Here is a 13,001-nt window from a genome sequence, read left to right as displayed (position 1 = left end):
TGTTCCGCATGTCGCTACATAGCGACGACACCCGGCAGCGGCCTCTCCTCTGTCGGCAGCACGCAGAGCGCTCTCGATGATTGGGGCAAAGAATGCTCGCCGAGCAGGCCTTCTGGGATCTGATGGCCGGCGTCTGCGCTCCGGTCACGGTCGTCACGGCCGCCGAAGGCGGGCCGTTCGGGACGACGGTCAGCGCCTTCGCCTCGTTGTCGCTCCGATCGCCGATGATCACCGTGGCGCTGAACCGCGGCTCTCGCCTCGCTGTTCCCCGCACAGGCGCAGGACGAAGTGTTCACTGACCCGGAGCCGCACGTCACCGGGATGCTGACACCGTCAGCCACCACTCGGAAGGTGGACGGCGGCTGGCAGGTTTCGGGTCGGTGGTACTTCAACTCCGGCTCCTGGTGGTCGACCTGGGCCGTGCTCGGCGTGCCGCTGACCGATGATGGGGGCGAGGTCGCCGACCAGGGGCTGATTCTGGCCCCGGCGGCCGACCTGACCATCGAGGACGTCCGGTTTGTCGCCGGTATGAAAGGGACCGCGAGCAACTGCCTGGTGGCCACCGATATCTTCGTGCCGTCGCATCGCGTGATGTCGGTGCCGGCCGCCATCGAGGGCCGTTACCCGACGCCGTTCACCGACGAAACGCTGTACCGGTCGGCTTTCGTGTCACTGCTGACCACGGTGCTGGTTGGTCCGCAGCTCGGCCTTGGCCGGGCGGCGCTGAATCTTGTCATCGAAAAGGACGACGGCGGTGCGGCTAGGGCGGTCGGTCGGTCTCGGCCGTCCTCGTCGAAAATGCTTGTACGGTCAAGAAGAATGGGAAGTCCCGATCATGGCGAAGCTCGTCGAGATGGACCAGAACACTACATTCTTCCAGCAGCTCGCGTCGCAGGACGACGGCCCGATCGTGCTGGTGAACCGGTTGTGCGTCGAGCCGGGGTATGAGGAGGAGTTCTTGCGACTGTGGCAGGATGATGCCGCCTACATGCTGAGCAACGGCTGCCTCTCGGCTCAGATGCACAAAGGAACCGAAGGTAGCTGCTGTTTTCTGAACATTGCAGTCTGGGAGAACGCGCAAGCCCTCGCCACCGCATTCAAGTCCCCGGAGTTCCAGGAACTTCTCTCCCGTTACCCGGACTCCTGCACCGTCTCGCCGCATGTGTTCAAGAAGATCGCCGTCCCCAGCGTCTGTGTCGCCTGACCGCGCAATCATTCAGCAGGTGTGCTGAGAGTTCCGGTCCGTGGCATGGCGTGATGGCCGGCGGCATGGGCGCCGCCGGCGCGGGGGTGTGGTCGCACGGCGGGGACGATGGGCCAGTCCGGGATCCAGAGCTGGCCGACGAATACCTGGCGCAGGGTGGTCATCAGGTCGCGGCCGTGCTCGGCGGCCGTGCGCAGGAAGCCGCCCAGGCTCAGCTGCCTGCCCCTCCCACACGCCGCCGACCCACGGCGCCCAACCCCGCACGCCCACAACCAGCCAAAACAGAACCCAGCGCCGCCTTGACCGGCCCCCCTGCAGGGATGACCTGCAGCGACACGCGGTTTCGACGCTTGGGTTCATTTCAGCGCGATCGAAATGGACGGATTCCGTGCCCTGGAAGCCGGGGACCGCGTCGAGTTGGACTACGAGCAGGCCCGACAGGACAGCTTCCATTGCCGCGCGACCCGCGTTCGCAAGGTCCAGGGGGTCTGCACCCCCTGGATGTTGGCCGTTCGGTCAGCGGGCCTGGTCTCCGTCGGACGCCGCGGTAACCACCCGGGTAGGCGCGGCGGCGGCAAGTGCCGGCTTGCGCAGCGGGCGCAGGGCGGCCTCGACGCGGACGAGCTCGTCGAGCATCGCGTCCGCCGCCTGCTCCATGACCTCGTTGGCCTGCACCCGCCCGTCTTTGATGAAATTGGTGTGGAACGGTATATTCACCGACTCCACGACTGGCATCATCTTCAGCACTGCCACGACCTGCTTGAGCTGTTGCACCGCGCGAGTTCCGGCCGAGATGCCGCCGTAGGAGACGAACCCCGCCGGCTTGCCCATCCACTCGTTGTGCAGATAGTCAATCGCATTCTTCAACGGTGCCGAGTAGCCATAGTTGTATTCCGACGTCACGAACACCACGGCGTCCGCGTGGTCGACAAATGCGCTCCAGTCTTTCGTGTGCTGGTGAACGTACTCCTGCCGCCGTGGGTGGTTCGGCTCGTCGAGCAAGGGAAGATTGAGTTCGGCGAGGTCGGCGACCTCGACCTCGAACCCGCCGTGGCGGCGTGCGCGCTCGATGAACCACACGGCGATGGGCAGACCGGCTCGGCCCGGTCGGGTCGAGCCGATGATGACGGCCAGCGTCGGCATTAACTGTCCTTTGGATCGGATTCCGCCACGTTGTTCGTCGTTTTGCTGTTGGCACAAAGTACCGAAGCTTCGCTGCCTGGTGCCCACGCGTGGCGCGCCGGAGTGACCCTGATCAACCGCGACCGCCGGTGGGTGATGTACGACCGGAGAGCCTCTGGACAACTAGACCACCGGCCGGCGTCATCCTGCTCGGCGACGCCGCGCACCCCGGAGTGCCGCAGCAGCTCGGCATTGCAGTTCGTGCACCGCGCGATCATCGCCTCGGCCTGGCAGTGTCACCGCGGTGCATCTTGTCATGACTGGGTGTTTGCGAGAGTGCGGCTGAGGAGATCCAGCAGCGCCGCCCAGTGACGTTCGGAGGCTTCCGGGTTGTGAACCTCGGTGTCGGCCTGGGTGTAGCCGTGGCGTGCGCCGGTGTAGACCTCGGTGCGGAAGCGGACACCTGCGGCGGCGAGCGCCTTGTCGAGGCTTTCGATCTGCTCGGGCGGTAGTAGCGGGTCTTCGTCGGCATGGCCGAAGTACAGTTCTGCCGCGACATGGTCCGCGACCAGGTGCGGGCTGTCCGGGCCGTCGGTGGCCAAATTCGCGCCGTGGAAGCCGGCCGCGGCCGCGACCCGTCCGGGGTAGGTGCCGGCGGTGCGCAAGGCCAGGGCGGCGCCCATGCAGTAGCCGGTGATGCCGACCGGCCCGTCGGTGGCGTGGGGGCAGGCGGCGAGCCAGGACAGATAGCTGTCGGCGTCGCGCATGGCCAGCTGGGGGGTCAACTCCCGCATGATCGGAAAGAGTTGCTCGTTCAGTGCCGGGCGGTGGGCCGCTTGGATGAGGTCGGGTACTTCCACTACAGGTGCCCTCCCACGGCGGTAGAAGACGTTGGGTACCAGCGCGGTGTAGCCGGCGGCGGCGAGCCGGTCGGCCATCCGCTTCAGTTGGGGGCGCAGCCCAAAGAGATCCATGTAGAGCAGCACCGCGGGGCGGGCAGCGTTGTCGTCGAAGTGGGCGAGGTAGGCGTCGGCGGTGCCGTCCCGAGTGGGGATGTCTACGGTTGTGCCACGTACAGTAGTCATCGGTGTCTTCGTCCTCTATCTTTCGTTGACCCTTGTGCCTGGCCCAGACAGTTAACGGTCGAGAACGGGCTGCCTGTCTTGTCAACACTCCCCGTGCCGGGATCGTCGAGCAGCTGGCCTTGCTGCGGGCGCACTGAGCCGCACCCCGCCGAGGACCCCCTGTGCTCGCTACCGCGCCGCACCAGTGATGCTTTCGTCCGCCCGGCTGCCTAGTGCAGCACGGCCAGCAAGTCGCCGCGGTGCATGACGGTGTACGCGAAGCCACAGCGCCGCTCGAAGGGCTCGCCGAAGTCCACACCTCATCGGGTGACAGTCCCGGGGCCGCTCAGGAGCAGTGCCATTGACCTCCCTCGTCGCGGCGTGTCGCGATACGGAACGCTGTTTCGTATTATGCTGCTGTGGCGCCGGAATCTGCAAGAGCCGGAGATGCACGCCTACATAGCGTGGTGATAACGCGGTCGCCGACTTGCCAGTACACCGCACGGGCAGGTATCGAGCGCCCGACATACCGGCCAGCGCCGCGCAGGTCGGTGACGGTGTGGCGATGGTCGACCCGGCACCCGTCCTGCTCGATGATCGGCCCGGCGTCCAGCTCCTCCGAGAGGTAGTGCGCCGTCGCCCCTCGGATGATTCGAGATCGCGACGCTGATCTCGGCGCGTAGGTCCCCCGCCTGCCGGCGCCACAGCAGCTCCTGCAGGGCATGGTCGGCTTTGGAAACCATGATCCCGAGGTGGTGGGTCTCCGCGGCGCGGCGCAGCCGCCATTCCATCCCGAACGACGCGGCCAAGTCGGTAAGCCCGCACTCGACATCCACCAGCTTGCGCTCCAGGTCGGGCGGCGTGAACTCCACCCGCAGGAAGAACCAGCCGATTTCGGTGTAGTCGATCGTGGCCGTGGTAGTGATTTCCCCGGCGAGGACCACGAGCCCGGTGGTCACCAACGTCTCGCAGGCGACCCTGCCCAGCGGGTCGAGGTCGTCCCGGTCGCCCGCACCGCCGCCATTCAGCCGAGTTGCCGGCCGCCGTCCACGGCGATGATTGTTCCGGTGGTGGTGGGGAGGTCGCGGACCACCGCTACGACGGCAGCGGCAACCTCGGCGGGAGTCACGAGGCGGCCAAGCGGGGTACGGGCCGCCTGTTCGTCTCGCCATGCCTCATCCAGGGAGGCGACGAATTCGGTGTCGACGAGACCGGGGGACACCGACAGGACCCGGATTTGTGGGGCGAGCGCCCGCGCCAACGACTTGGTCATGGTGTCGAGGGCGGCTTTCGACGCGCAATAGATGACGTTGCTGCCGGTGCCGGTGACCGCCGCGATGGACGAGATGTTGACGACGACACCGCCGCCGGCCAGCGTGGCGCGGTCCAGAAGCGGACGTAGCGCTCGGACCGCGGCGAAGGCGCCGTGCACGTTGGTCGCGAGGATTTCCTCGATGAGCGCGTCATCAAGTGCGTCGAGGTCGTCGTGGGGCACGAAGCGGGTGACGCCGGCGGCGTTGACCAGCACGTCGCAGCGGCCGTGCTCAGCGGTCACGAACGCGGCCGCGGCAAGGAGGGCGGGTGGATCGGTCACCGGCATCGGCAACGCCGCATGCCCCGCTCCTGGAAGGGAGCGGACTACGGCGTCGGCCCGGTCGGTACCGCTCCGGTAGCCGACGAGTACCCGGAACCCGGCTGTGGCGAGGGCCTTGCAGATCGCCCGCCCGATACTGCCGGATCCGCCTGTCACCGCCGCGACAGGCAGTCCGGCGAGTTGATCTGCCGCGGTCATCGGGCGGCGGTGCCGTACCGGCGGACCCGCAGGTCGGCTTGCTCCTGGTGGCCGGCGAACCCTTCGAGCGCGCACAGCCGTGAGCAGTACTCGCCGATGAGCGCCGAGGCTTCGTCGGTCAGTACCCGCTGGTAGGTGCAGGTCTTGAGGAACTTGCCGACCCACAGGCCACCCGTGTACCGGGCGGCCCCCATGGTCGGGAGCGTGTGGTTGGTCCCGATGACCTTGTCGCCGAAGGCGACGTTCGTGCGTGGGCCGAGAAAAAGCGCGCCGAAGTTCGTCAGGCGTTCGAGGAAGTAGTCAGGGTCGCGGGTGAGGACCTGGACGTGCTCGGAGGCGATGCGGTCGCTTTCGGCGACCATTTCCTCGCGTGTGTCACACAGGATGATCTCGCCGTAGTTCTGCCAGGCCGTGCGGGCGACGTCCACGGTCGGCAGCCAGGACAGGACCTTCTCGATCGCGTCGGGAAGGCCCTCGACCAGCGCCGGGGATGTCGTCAGCAGCACGGCGGGGCTGGTCGGGCCGTGTTCGGCCTGCCCGAGCAGGTCCACCGCAGCCATCTCCGGGTCGCAACTGTCGTCGGCGATCAGCAGCGTTTCCGTGGGTCCGGCGAGCAGGTCGATGCCGACCCGTCCGAACAACTGGCGTTTCGCCTCGGCGACGTAGGCGTTGCCCGGTCCGACGATCATGTCGACCGGCTCGATGCTGTCGGTGCCGAGCGCCATCGCGGCGACCGCCTGAACTCCGCCGAGCACGTAGATCTCGTCGGCACCCCCGAGGTGCATCGCCGCGACGATCGCCGGGTGCGGGCGGCCGTCGAAGGGAGGTGCGCAGGCGACCACGCGCCTCACCCCGGCGACCTTCGCGGTTACCACACTCATGTGCGCCGAGGCCACCAACGGGTAGCGGCCCCCGGGCACATAGCAGCCGACCGCGGTCACCGGGATGGTGCGGTGCCCCAGCACGACGCCAGGCAGCGTGGTCACCTCGACGTCACGCAGCGCCTCGCGCTGGGCCTGGGCGAAGCAGCGGATCTGTGCCTGAGCGAAGGCGAGGTCGTCGAGCGTCCGCGCGGGAACGGCCTCTACCGCCTTCGCGATCTCATCCGCGCTGAGGCGGAACGAGGGCGGGGACCAGCCGTCGAAGCGCCGCGAATACTCCCGGACGGCGTCGTCGCCGCGGTCTTCCACGGCGGCCACGATCTCCTCGACAGTCGCGCGCACCTCGGCGCTGGCCGTGCGAGGTGCGCTACCGGCCCGCCCAGTCTTGAACCGTCGGATCACTGCTCTCCTCCTACCGATGGCCTGACCCCGCTGGCTGATCGCTCCTGAGGACGCAGCGACCTGCCGCGTCGAGCGTCTCGATGCCCACCGGGGTCGGCGAGTTCACAGTGCATCTGTCGGTTGCGGCGGGGTCAGGCGCGTACACGCTCGGACGGGGGTGTGACGTGAGCCGGCGGGACGGGACCGCGGTCCTTGCCGAGAGTCGGGCAGGTGAACGCGCCCTGGCTGCTCACCGTGACCTGCAGCCGTCCGACGCGAGTTATCTCCACGGCGATGTCCTGGCCGTCGCAAACCTCGCCGACGCCGGCCGGGGTTCCGGTGGCGATCAGGTCACCGGGCTGCAACTGCATGACCGAGCTGATGTAGGCGATGAGGCGGGGAACGCTCCAGATCAGGTCGGCGAGGTCGGCACGTTGCCGCAGCTGCCCGCCCACCCAGGTGCGCAGTTCCAGCTCCGCAGGGTCGCCGACCTCGTCCGCGGTCACAAGGTAGGGGCCCGCGGGAGTGAACGTGTCGAACGACTTGCGTACCGAGCGGTCCTCCCCGCCGCGCATCGTCATGTCCAACAGGCACGTGTAACCGGCGATGACGTTCAGCGCGCCCGCTTCGCTGACGTGCGAGGCCGGCTGGCCGATGATGACGGCGAGTTCGCCTTCCTGGTCGAACCGCCGGTCATGATAGGGCAGCCGCACCGTCCCGGAGTCGCCGATCAGCGACGACGGCGCCTTGAGGAACACGCCCAGCGCGTCGACGGCGATGTCCTCGTTCATCTCGCTCTGGTGATCACGGTAGTTGACCGGCGCGGCAACGACCTTGCTGGGATCCGGTACCGGGGCCAGCGGTGTCACGATGTCGGCGACCGGGGCAGACTCGGCTGCGATGGCCAGCCGCGCCCAGTCACCATCGCTGGACAGGAAGTGCCGCATGGGGCTCAAGCCCGTCTGGGGGCCGGCATCGTCGAGGGCGGCGGCGGTGACATCCCGCCAGGCGCCGGCCGGGTCCGCGACCGCGAGGCGCAGGCTGCCCCGGCTGTCCAGGAAGCTGGTGGCTTTCATCAGGCGAGGTGTCCCTTTCCGGAACAGATCAGCGGGAGCCGCGAACAGCCGTTGGTTATCGGAGGGCCCTTTCCGCCGGACGGAGCAGGTACCGCCAGCCTGCCTGCAGCCCTCCGGGGTTCCATATCTGCTCGCGTTTGAGCGCGGCTTCGGCGGGGTCCGACCAGATTTTCGGACCGCCGGCGGCCAGCGCCATGAGCTGGGTCCGACAGGCGCGTTCTAGCAGGACCGCGTACATGACGGCGGTCGTCGCATCGGGCCCGACTGTGACCGCGCCGTGGTTGGGCATCAGGCATGCGCGTGCGTCACCGAGTGTCTCGGCCAGGGCGGCGCCGAGCTCGGCGGTGGCGATGAGCGCACCGGTCTGGGTGAACCGCGGGATCGGTGGGTCGCAGAACAAGACGCCGTCGTGCGAGATCGGCAGCAGCGGCGTGTCAAGACACGCAAATGCGCTGAGCGCGGGCGCGTGGGTGTGTACCGAGCAGCTGACGTCGGGGCGCCGGCGCATGATCTCGGTGTGGATCGGGTACTCGATGTGCCGTTTCCCGGCCCCGGACAACACCTCGCCGTCAGGGGACACGAGAAGCACCCGGTCGGCGTCGATCTCCTCGAATCCCCAGCCCGCCGCCTTCATCCAGACGCCCCCCCGCCCGTCGGGTTCGCGGATCGCGGCGTGGCCCCACACCAGGTCGTTCAGCCCGGCGGCGGCCAGCGCCTGGCTGGCCTGCACGGCTTCCTCGACGGGGTTGGTCGTCATGGCTCAACTCGCCTTCGGCTGATGCTGGTAGAGCCAGTCCAGGTCGGTGTAGTCGTCCGGGTCACGCCGGCTGAAGACCCGGTCGCGCAGGATCGGGATGACTGGGCCGTCGTCGTGCCAGATTCGGCCCCAGATCCGGGCGGCCCGCTGGACCAGCGCGGTGCGCGGGATGCGTTCGGCCTGATATGTGGCGAAGGCCTTGTCGATATCGCCGTCCTGCTCGGTGAGGTGGCGTGCCAGGCATCCGGCGTCCTCGATGGCCTGGCAGGCGCCCTGCGCGAGGTACTGCACCATGGGGTGTGCGGCGTCGCCGAGCAGGGTGATCCGGCCGGAGGTCCAGTTGTCCAGGGGTTCGCGGTCGTACATCACCCACCGGCGGTCGCGGCTGACCAGGGCCACCCCGCCGCGTACCTGCTCGCACGAGGTGGCGAAGCTCTCGTCCAGCTCGGTCGTGGTGCCCCAGCCGTCGGTGAGTTCGGCCTCGCGCGAGTAGCGTCGGCTGCGGAAGACGGCGACCTGGTTGTACAGCTCGCCGCGGCGGATCGGGTACTGCACGAGGTGCTTGTCCGGCCCGATCCAGATGATCTCGTCATCCGGCCCGACGGGGATGCTGGTCTCGTCCGCTGGCCGCGCAACGTCGCTGACCGGCAGCGCACCGCGGTAGGCGACGAAGGTGTCGGTGATCGGGCGGTCGTCGGAGACCAGCTTGCGGGCCATCGACCACAGGCCGTCGGCACCGACAACCGCCTCGCACTCGTAGCTGTCGCCGTCGGCGAAGCGGACCTGTGCCGTGTCCCCGTGATCGGTGACCTCGGTGACCTCGCGGTTGCTTTCCAGGGTGATGCGGTCGTCCGCCTTGCACGCCTCGTGAAGCACGTTGAGCAGGTCACCGCGGTGCATGACGGTGTACGCATAGCCGTAGCGCCGCTCGAACGGTTCGCCGAAGGCGATGGTGGTCAGATGCTGGCCGGTGTCGGCGTGCATGAACACTACGTGGCGTGGATGGACGGCCAGCGCGGCCAGCTCCGGGAGTACGCCGAGATCGTCCAGGATGCGCAGCGCGTTCGGCGCGAGTTGGATGCCGGCGCCGATCTCGGCGAACTCCGGTGACTGCTCCACGATGTGCGCCGCGAAGCCGGCCCGGGCCAGGGCGAGCGCGGTGGTCATGCCCCCGATCCCGCCACCGATGATCAGTAGGGGTACCTGTGAGGTCATTTCGTGGTCCAGCCTGTGACGAGCGGCGTGTCCACACTGGTCGCGCCGGCAGGGTAAGCGCCACCGGGCGAACCCAGGGCGGTCGTTCGGCCGGGCAGCGTCTCGGCGAAAAACGCGGCATTGTCGGTCACCCAGACGGGGTCGGGGGAGTCGCCCGGGCCGAGGATCGCGTCGACCGGGCACTCGGGCAGGCAGGCTCCGCAGTCGATGCACTCGTCCGGGTGGATGTAGCGCTTCCTCAGGCCCTCGTAGATGCAGTCGACGGGGCAGCAGTCGACGCATGAGCCGTCCAGCTCGTCAATGCAACGTTCATTGATGACGTACGCCACCGGGTGCTCACCTCCAGATGATCGCGCCATCGAGGGTGTCGTCGCCGGCGTCGGCGTAGGCGCGGGCCGCCGCTGGATGGAGCGGGATCGGTGTCCGCGCCATGTCGGCGGGGACGAGCGGGTAGGTGATGGGGGAGCGCTCGGGCGGTATGTGGGCGTATTGCGACTCCAGCGCGCGGCGGGTCTTCACCATGCACCAGACGGCGAGGTAGGCGATGTCGTCGGCGAGGGTACGGGGGCAGATCACGACGAAGTCGGAGAAGTCGAGGGTGAGGAGATCCTCGGTGAGGCCGGGGAGGTAGCCGGCCTCCACGGTGGCAGAGGGCCAGCCCTCCGCGGCGAAGGCGGCGAGGACGTCGTCGCCCCAGGGCAGATAGCGCACCGGCCGTTTGCTGGCGATGCTCTGCCAGTGCGGCGTCATGATCGCTTCGTGGATGAGCACGTCGGCTTCACCGGCGGTGAACGCCTCGATGGGGGGGAACGGCCGCTCGTCGTAGACGAAGGAGAGGCGTTCGGGGTCGACTCCGGCAATGCGCAGGCCCTTGTGGGCCGCGAAGCCGATGAGGTTGACGCCGTCGTCGGGGGAGGTCGCGACCGTCACCTTGCCCGAGAGGGTCGCCAGGTCGGCGACGGTGCTGACGGGGAGTGCGGCGTCGACCGCGACGACGAGACGGTCACGCTGGGGCATCACGCCGAGCGCGCACATCTCGTCGTCGATCTTGAAGCCCGGCAGCGCCGGCGACGGGACGACCAGGGAAATGTCGGCCTCACCCGCGCGTATCGCGTTGATCTGGTCCATGCCGCCGCGGCCAGACCAGATCGCGAACTTGGAGCCTTCCGGTGACCGGTCGCCTATCTCCTGGGCGAGCCAGCCGCAGATCCGGTGCAGGTTGGCCTGGCCCCAGTCGCCGCGAAACGCGAGGGTGATCGGCCGGTCCAGGCGCGGTTCTTCAGTCATGAGCAAGCATCTCCTTGAGCTCGGTCGCACTCATCGTGTAGTCGACCTCGTTAATGGAGTCGAACGGGAAGCCGACCCGTTCGAACTCCTGCTCGACCGAGCCCGCGTTGTCGGCCTCGTAGACGGTGACGATGAAGCCAGTGCCGGTGTTGACGTACAGCTGGCGGAACGTGGCGTGGACCGACTTGACGACCTCCGGACCGTAGCCGGCGATCTCCTCGGGTGACAGGCCAGGAGCTTGGTGCAGGGTCAGGAAGATCGCCATCGTGCTCCTCGTGATGTGGCAGTCTACGGGACAGTGTCCCGCATTGTGCTACCTTATTTCTCGATCCGCAAGGCGGGTCGTTGGTCGAGAACCAACATCACGTTCTCGCGCAGACACGTGCGCACCAGCGGATCCCGGGCAGTGAGAGGACGTCTGTCGTCCGCGCTCGTTGGGCAACGCCAGCCGCTTCGTCACGTCGACCGGAGCCCGAGACAGGCCGTGCCCGTACCGCCCGCAATCTCGTCCGGGCGGCCGCCGAGGACGATTCGGCCGTGGGCCATCACAAGGGCGTGGTTGGCGACGCGGAGCACATCGTGGGCGAACTGTTCGACGATGACGATCGCCATCGACTCGGCGGCTGCGAGGCGGCTCACGGTTTCGTAGAGTCCTCCACGATAGATGGGGCCAGGCCCATCGACAGTTCGTCGAGGAGCAGAACGTGGGATCCAGGCTCAGCGGGCGGGCCATGGCCAGCATCTGCTGCTCGCCTCCCGACAGGGCGCCCGCTGCCTGCCTGCGGCGCTGGCCCAGGAGCGGGAACCAGTTCGTAGGCGACCGCCTCCACGGTGGCGCGGGCGGCTCCCGGATGCGTCGCGACGAGGAGGTTCTCGGCGCCGGTGAGGTCCGGGAGGACGCTGCGTCTCTCGGGGAGACAGCACAGCCCCCGTGGGCCAGCCTTTCCGTCGGCGGCCGGTAACGTCGGCGCCATACAGACGCACCGTGCCGGCGTTCGGCCGGAGCCGGCCCGAGGCAACCTTCAGGACCGTCGACTTGCCAGCGCCGTTCGGGCCCAGGAGCGCGAGTAATTCGCCGGCACGGACGGCGAAGCTGACGTTCCCGACCGCGTCGATCAAGCTGTAGCCGGCCCGAATGCCGTCGAGCTCGAGCCTCAGCTCGGCGTCCCGTCCAGCGGCCGGGACGGTGGCCCTGGGCTGGGCGGCGGTTGACGCGGGCTCGGTGGCGGGTGTCTCTGCTCGGGGGACGGCCGTCGCATGTTCACGAGCCGCCTTTCCGCCCGGGGGTTGGGCGGCCGGCGCCGAGAATTGGTTCGACCCGAAACCGCCCGCCGCCGCACGCCGTAGCAGGCAGAGTCAGGATGGCGAAGACCACGGCTAGTGCGTTGTCCGCGAATGCGGGTCGGTTCTTGTTGATCAGGCGGCGTTTCTGGTGTGGCCCCAGCGGTGCTGGCGTTCGGAGTGGATACGGGCGCGTTCGCGGCGCTGGGCTTCCAGCACTGCTGGGTGGCGGCGGTGGGTGTTGCGCCAGCGCAGGTAGGCGTGCAGGTCGCGAGCGAGTGCCGGGTGGTTGGGCGGGTCGCTGTTACCGAGGGCGAAGCCGCGCAGCGGGCCGAAGTGGGCCTCGATCGGGTTGGCCCAGGACGCCTGGGTCGGGGTCAGGCACAGCTCGGCCTTGTGCCGCCGCGCCCAGGTGCGGATCGCGGCCGTCTTGTTCCCGGTCCAGTTGTCCAGGATGACGTAGATCGGGGCGCCGTCCGGGCGGGCGGCGCGGATGCTTTTGAGGGCGGCCAGGGTGTGGTCGGCTCCCTTGCGCTCGCGCACGACGCCCCACAGGGTGTCGTCACCGACCGAGTAGCAGCCGTGGAAGTAGCGGATGCCGTGGGTGCGGTGGTAGGTGGCCGGCAGCCGGTCAGGGTGGCCGGCTCTGGCCCAGCACAGCCCGTGGCAGGGGCGGATCGACAGCGGCCCGAACTGGTCGAAGGCGAAAGCACCGGTCAGGGAAACGGCGGGTCACCTGTTCGATCCGGGCCAGTTTGGTCTCCGCGTCCGGGTCGGAGGTCTCTTTCCAGGTGCGGGTGCGCTGGAAGGAGATCCGGTGCTGGTGCAGCAGTTCGCCGAGGCGTTGGCGGCCCACGATGACCGGGGGTACCCCGGCCGGGGGGTGGCGCAGGTAGTCGGACAGCTTGCGCAGGCTCCAGTGGGTGAACGGCAGCCCCAGC

At 68.4% G+C, this 13,001-nt stretch carries 18 protein-coding genes and 1 pseudogene; 4 read left to right on the top strand and 15 right to left on the bottom strand.

The genetic code is table 11. The features are described from left to right. Positions 1–92 precede the first annotated feature (92 nt). From QOZ89_RS47475 to QOZ89_RS47470, 4 genes and pseudogenes are all read left to right on the top strand, one after another. Positions 93–299 carry a flavin reductase family protein gene (locus tag QOZ89_RS47475; RefSeq protein WP_071053894.1) on the top strand — a complete coding sequence of 69 codons (207 nt, stop codon included), beginning with the start codon at positions 93–95 and terminating at the stop codon, positions 297–299. Next, on the top strand, positions 289–948 hold the full coding sequence (locus tag QOZ89_RS21615) for an acyl-CoA dehydrogenase family protein (protein ID WP_198543607.1): 660 nt from the start codon (positions 289–291) through the stop codon (positions 946–948). Before QOZ89_RS47475 ends, QOZ89_RS21615 begins: the two co-directional genes overlap by 11 nt. A gap of 10 nt (positions 949–958) precedes the next feature. Further along, positions 959–1,204 (top strand): antibiotic biosynthesis monooxygenase family protein, encoded by a 246-nt coding sequence (locus QOZ89_RS21610; protein ID WP_241842383.1) that lies wholly within the window; start codon positions 959–961, stop codon positions 1,202–1,204. A 357-nt stretch (positions 1,205–1,561) separates the two neighbouring features. Beyond that, a pseudogene (locus tag QOZ89_RS47470) lies at positions 1,562–1,666 on the top strand (S1 domain-containing protein); the annotation flags it as partial. Between the two features lie 54 nt (positions 1,667–1,720). Here QOZ89_RS47470 and QOZ89_RS21605 read toward each other — a convergent pair. From QOZ89_RS21605 to QOZ89_RS48310, 15 genes are all read right to left on the bottom strand, one after another. Beyond that, a complete protein-coding gene (locus QOZ89_RS21605) occupies positions 1,721–2,347 on the bottom strand; it encodes an NADPH-dependent FMN reductase (RefSeq protein WP_071053896.1) in 627 nt (208 codons plus the stop codon). 293 nt (positions 2,348–2,640) lie between these two features. Continuing rightward, positions 2,641–3,411 carry a dienelactone hydrolase family protein gene (locus QOZ89_RS21600; protein ID WP_071053897.1) on the bottom strand — a complete coding sequence of 257 codons (771 nt, stop codon included), beginning with the start codon at positions 3,409–3,411 and terminating at the stop codon, positions 2,641–2,643. Positions 3,412–3,799: 388 nt separating this feature from the next. Next, complete coding sequence (locus QOZ89_RS47465) at positions 3,800–4,114, bottom strand: formyltransferase family protein (protein ID WP_206745038.1); 315 nt, start codon at positions 4,112–4,114, stop codon at positions 3,800–3,802. Positions 4,115–4,414: 300 nt separating this feature from the next. Further along, positions 4,415–5,182 (bottom strand): SDR family NAD(P)-dependent oxidoreductase, encoded by a 768-nt coding sequence (locus QOZ89_RS21590; protein WP_071053899.1) that lies wholly within the window; start codon positions 5,180–5,182, stop codon positions 4,415–4,417. Beyond that, entirely contained in the window at positions 5,179–6,465 is a 1,287-nt protein-coding gene (gene hisD, locus QOZ89_RS21585) for a histidinol dehydrogenase (protein ID WP_071053900.1), read from the bottom strand. Before hisD ends, QOZ89_RS21590 begins: the two co-directional genes overlap by 4 nt. A gap of 131 nt (positions 6,466–6,596) precedes the next feature. After that, positions 6,597–7,520 (bottom strand): fumarylacetoacetate hydrolase family protein, encoded by a 924-nt coding sequence (locus QOZ89_RS21580; RefSeq protein WP_083420003.1) that lies wholly within the window; start codon positions 7,518–7,520, stop codon positions 6,597–6,599. A 55-nt stretch (positions 7,521–7,575) separates the two neighbouring features. After that, the gene (locus tag QOZ89_RS21575; protein WP_071053901.1) at positions 7,576–8,277 is read right to left on the bottom strand and encodes a class II aldolase/adducin family protein; all 702 of its coding nucleotides are present in this window, start codon (positions 8,275–8,277) and stop codon (positions 7,576–7,578) included. Positions 8,278–8,280: 3 nt separating this feature from the next. Beyond that, positions 8,281–9,492 (bottom strand): FAD-dependent monooxygenase, encoded by a 1,212-nt coding sequence (locus QOZ89_RS21570; RefSeq protein ID WP_071053902.1) that lies wholly within the window; start codon positions 9,490–9,492, stop codon positions 8,281–8,283. Continuing rightward, positions 9,489–9,821 carry a ferredoxin family protein gene (locus tag QOZ89_RS21565; RefSeq protein ID WP_071053903.1) on the bottom strand — a complete coding sequence of 111 codons (333 nt, stop codon included), beginning with the start codon at positions 9,819–9,821 and terminating at the stop codon, positions 9,489–9,491. Before QOZ89_RS21565 ends, QOZ89_RS21570 begins: the two co-directional genes overlap by 4 nt. Positions 9,822–9,828: 7 nt before the next feature. Continuing rightward, positions 9,829–10,779 carry a TAXI family TRAP transporter solute-binding subunit gene (locus QOZ89_RS21560; protein ID WP_071053904.1) on the bottom strand — a complete coding sequence of 317 codons (951 nt, stop codon included), beginning with the start codon at positions 10,777–10,779 and terminating at the stop codon, positions 9,829–9,831. Then, on the bottom strand, positions 10,772–11,044 hold the full coding sequence (locus QOZ89_RS21555) for a nickel-binding protein (RefSeq protein WP_071053905.1): 273 nt from the start codon (positions 11,042–11,044) through the stop codon (positions 10,772–10,774). The genes QOZ89_RS21560 and QOZ89_RS21555 overlap by 8 nt, the downstream gene beginning before the upstream one ends. Before the next feature lie 191 nt (positions 11,045–11,235). Further along, positions 11,236–11,418 carry a hypothetical protein gene (locus QOZ89_RS21550; RefSeq protein WP_071053906.1) on the bottom strand — a complete coding sequence of 61 codons (183 nt, stop codon included), beginning with the start codon at positions 11,416–11,418 and terminating at the stop codon, positions 11,236–11,238. A 78-nt stretch (positions 11,419–11,496) separates the two neighbouring features. Then, positions 11,497–11,898 carry an ATP-binding cassette domain-containing protein gene (locus QOZ89_RS47460; RefSeq protein WP_349308084.1) on the bottom strand — a complete coding sequence of 134 codons (402 nt, stop codon included), beginning with the start codon at positions 11,896–11,898 and terminating at the stop codon, positions 11,497–11,499. Between the two features lie 297 nt (positions 11,899–12,195). After that, positions 12,196–12,720 carry a transposase gene (locus QOZ89_RS21545; RefSeq protein ID WP_312624964.1) on the bottom strand — a complete coding sequence of 175 codons (525 nt, stop codon included), beginning with the start codon at positions 12,718–12,720 and terminating at the stop codon, positions 12,196–12,198. After that, positions 12,692–13,001, bottom strand: a 310-nt coding sequence (locus tag QOZ89_RS48310) for a hypothetical protein (protein ID WP_491723667.1), incomplete at its 5' end; no start/stop codon positions are given. The genes QOZ89_RS21545 and QOZ89_RS48310, both read right to left, overlap by 29 nt.

This window comes from Pseudofrankia coriaricola (assembly GCF_032027725.1).
Lineage (GTDB): Bacteria > Actinomycetota > Actinomycetes > Frankiales > Frankiaceae > Pseudofrankia.
The sequence above is the reverse complement of the archived record's forward strand: the minus strand, read 5'-3'. Positions and strand labels throughout refer to the sequence as shown.

Bases quoted from the DNA above. Each gene is read 5' to 3' on its own strand.
- QOZ89_RS47475 (WP_071053894.1), top strand. From the start codon at position 93: ATGCTCGCCGAGCAGGCCTTCTGGGATCTGATGGCCGGCGTCTGCGCT.
- QOZ89_RS21605 (WP_071053896.1), bottom strand. From the start codon at position 2,347: ATGCCGACGCTGGCCGTCATCATCGGCTCGACCCGACCGGGCCGAGCC.
- QOZ89_RS21600 (WP_071053897.1), bottom strand. From the start codon at position 3,411: ATGACTACTGTACGTGGCACAACCGTAGACATCCCCACTCGGGACGGC.
- QOZ89_RS47465 (WP_206745038.1), bottom strand. From the start codon at position 4,114: ATGCCCTGCAGGAGCTGCTGTGGCGCCGGCAGGCGGGGGACCTACGCG.
- QOZ89_RS21590 (WP_071053899.1), bottom strand. From the start codon at position 5,182: ATGACCGCGGCAGATCAACTCGCCGGACTGCCTGTCGCGGCGGTGACA.
- QOZ89_RS21580 (WP_083420003.1), bottom strand. From the start codon at position 7,520: ATGAAAGCCACCAGCTTCCTGGACAGCCGGGGCAGCCTGCGCCTCGCG.
- QOZ89_RS21575 (WP_071053901.1), bottom strand. From the start codon at position 8,277: ATGACGACCAACCCCGTCGAGGAAGCCGTGCAGGCCAGCCAGGCGCTG.
- QOZ89_RS21570 (WP_071053902.1), bottom strand. From the start codon at position 9,492: ATGACCTCACAGGTACCCCTACTGATCATCGGTGGCGGGATCGGGGGC.
- QOZ89_RS21560 (WP_071053904.1), bottom strand. From the start codon at position 10,779: ATGACTGAAGAACCGCGCCTGGACCGGCCGATCACCCTCGCGTTTCGC.
- QOZ89_RS21555 (WP_071053905.1), bottom strand. From the start codon at position 11,044: ATGGCGATCTTCCTGACCCTGCACCAAGCTCCTGGCCTGTCACCCGAG.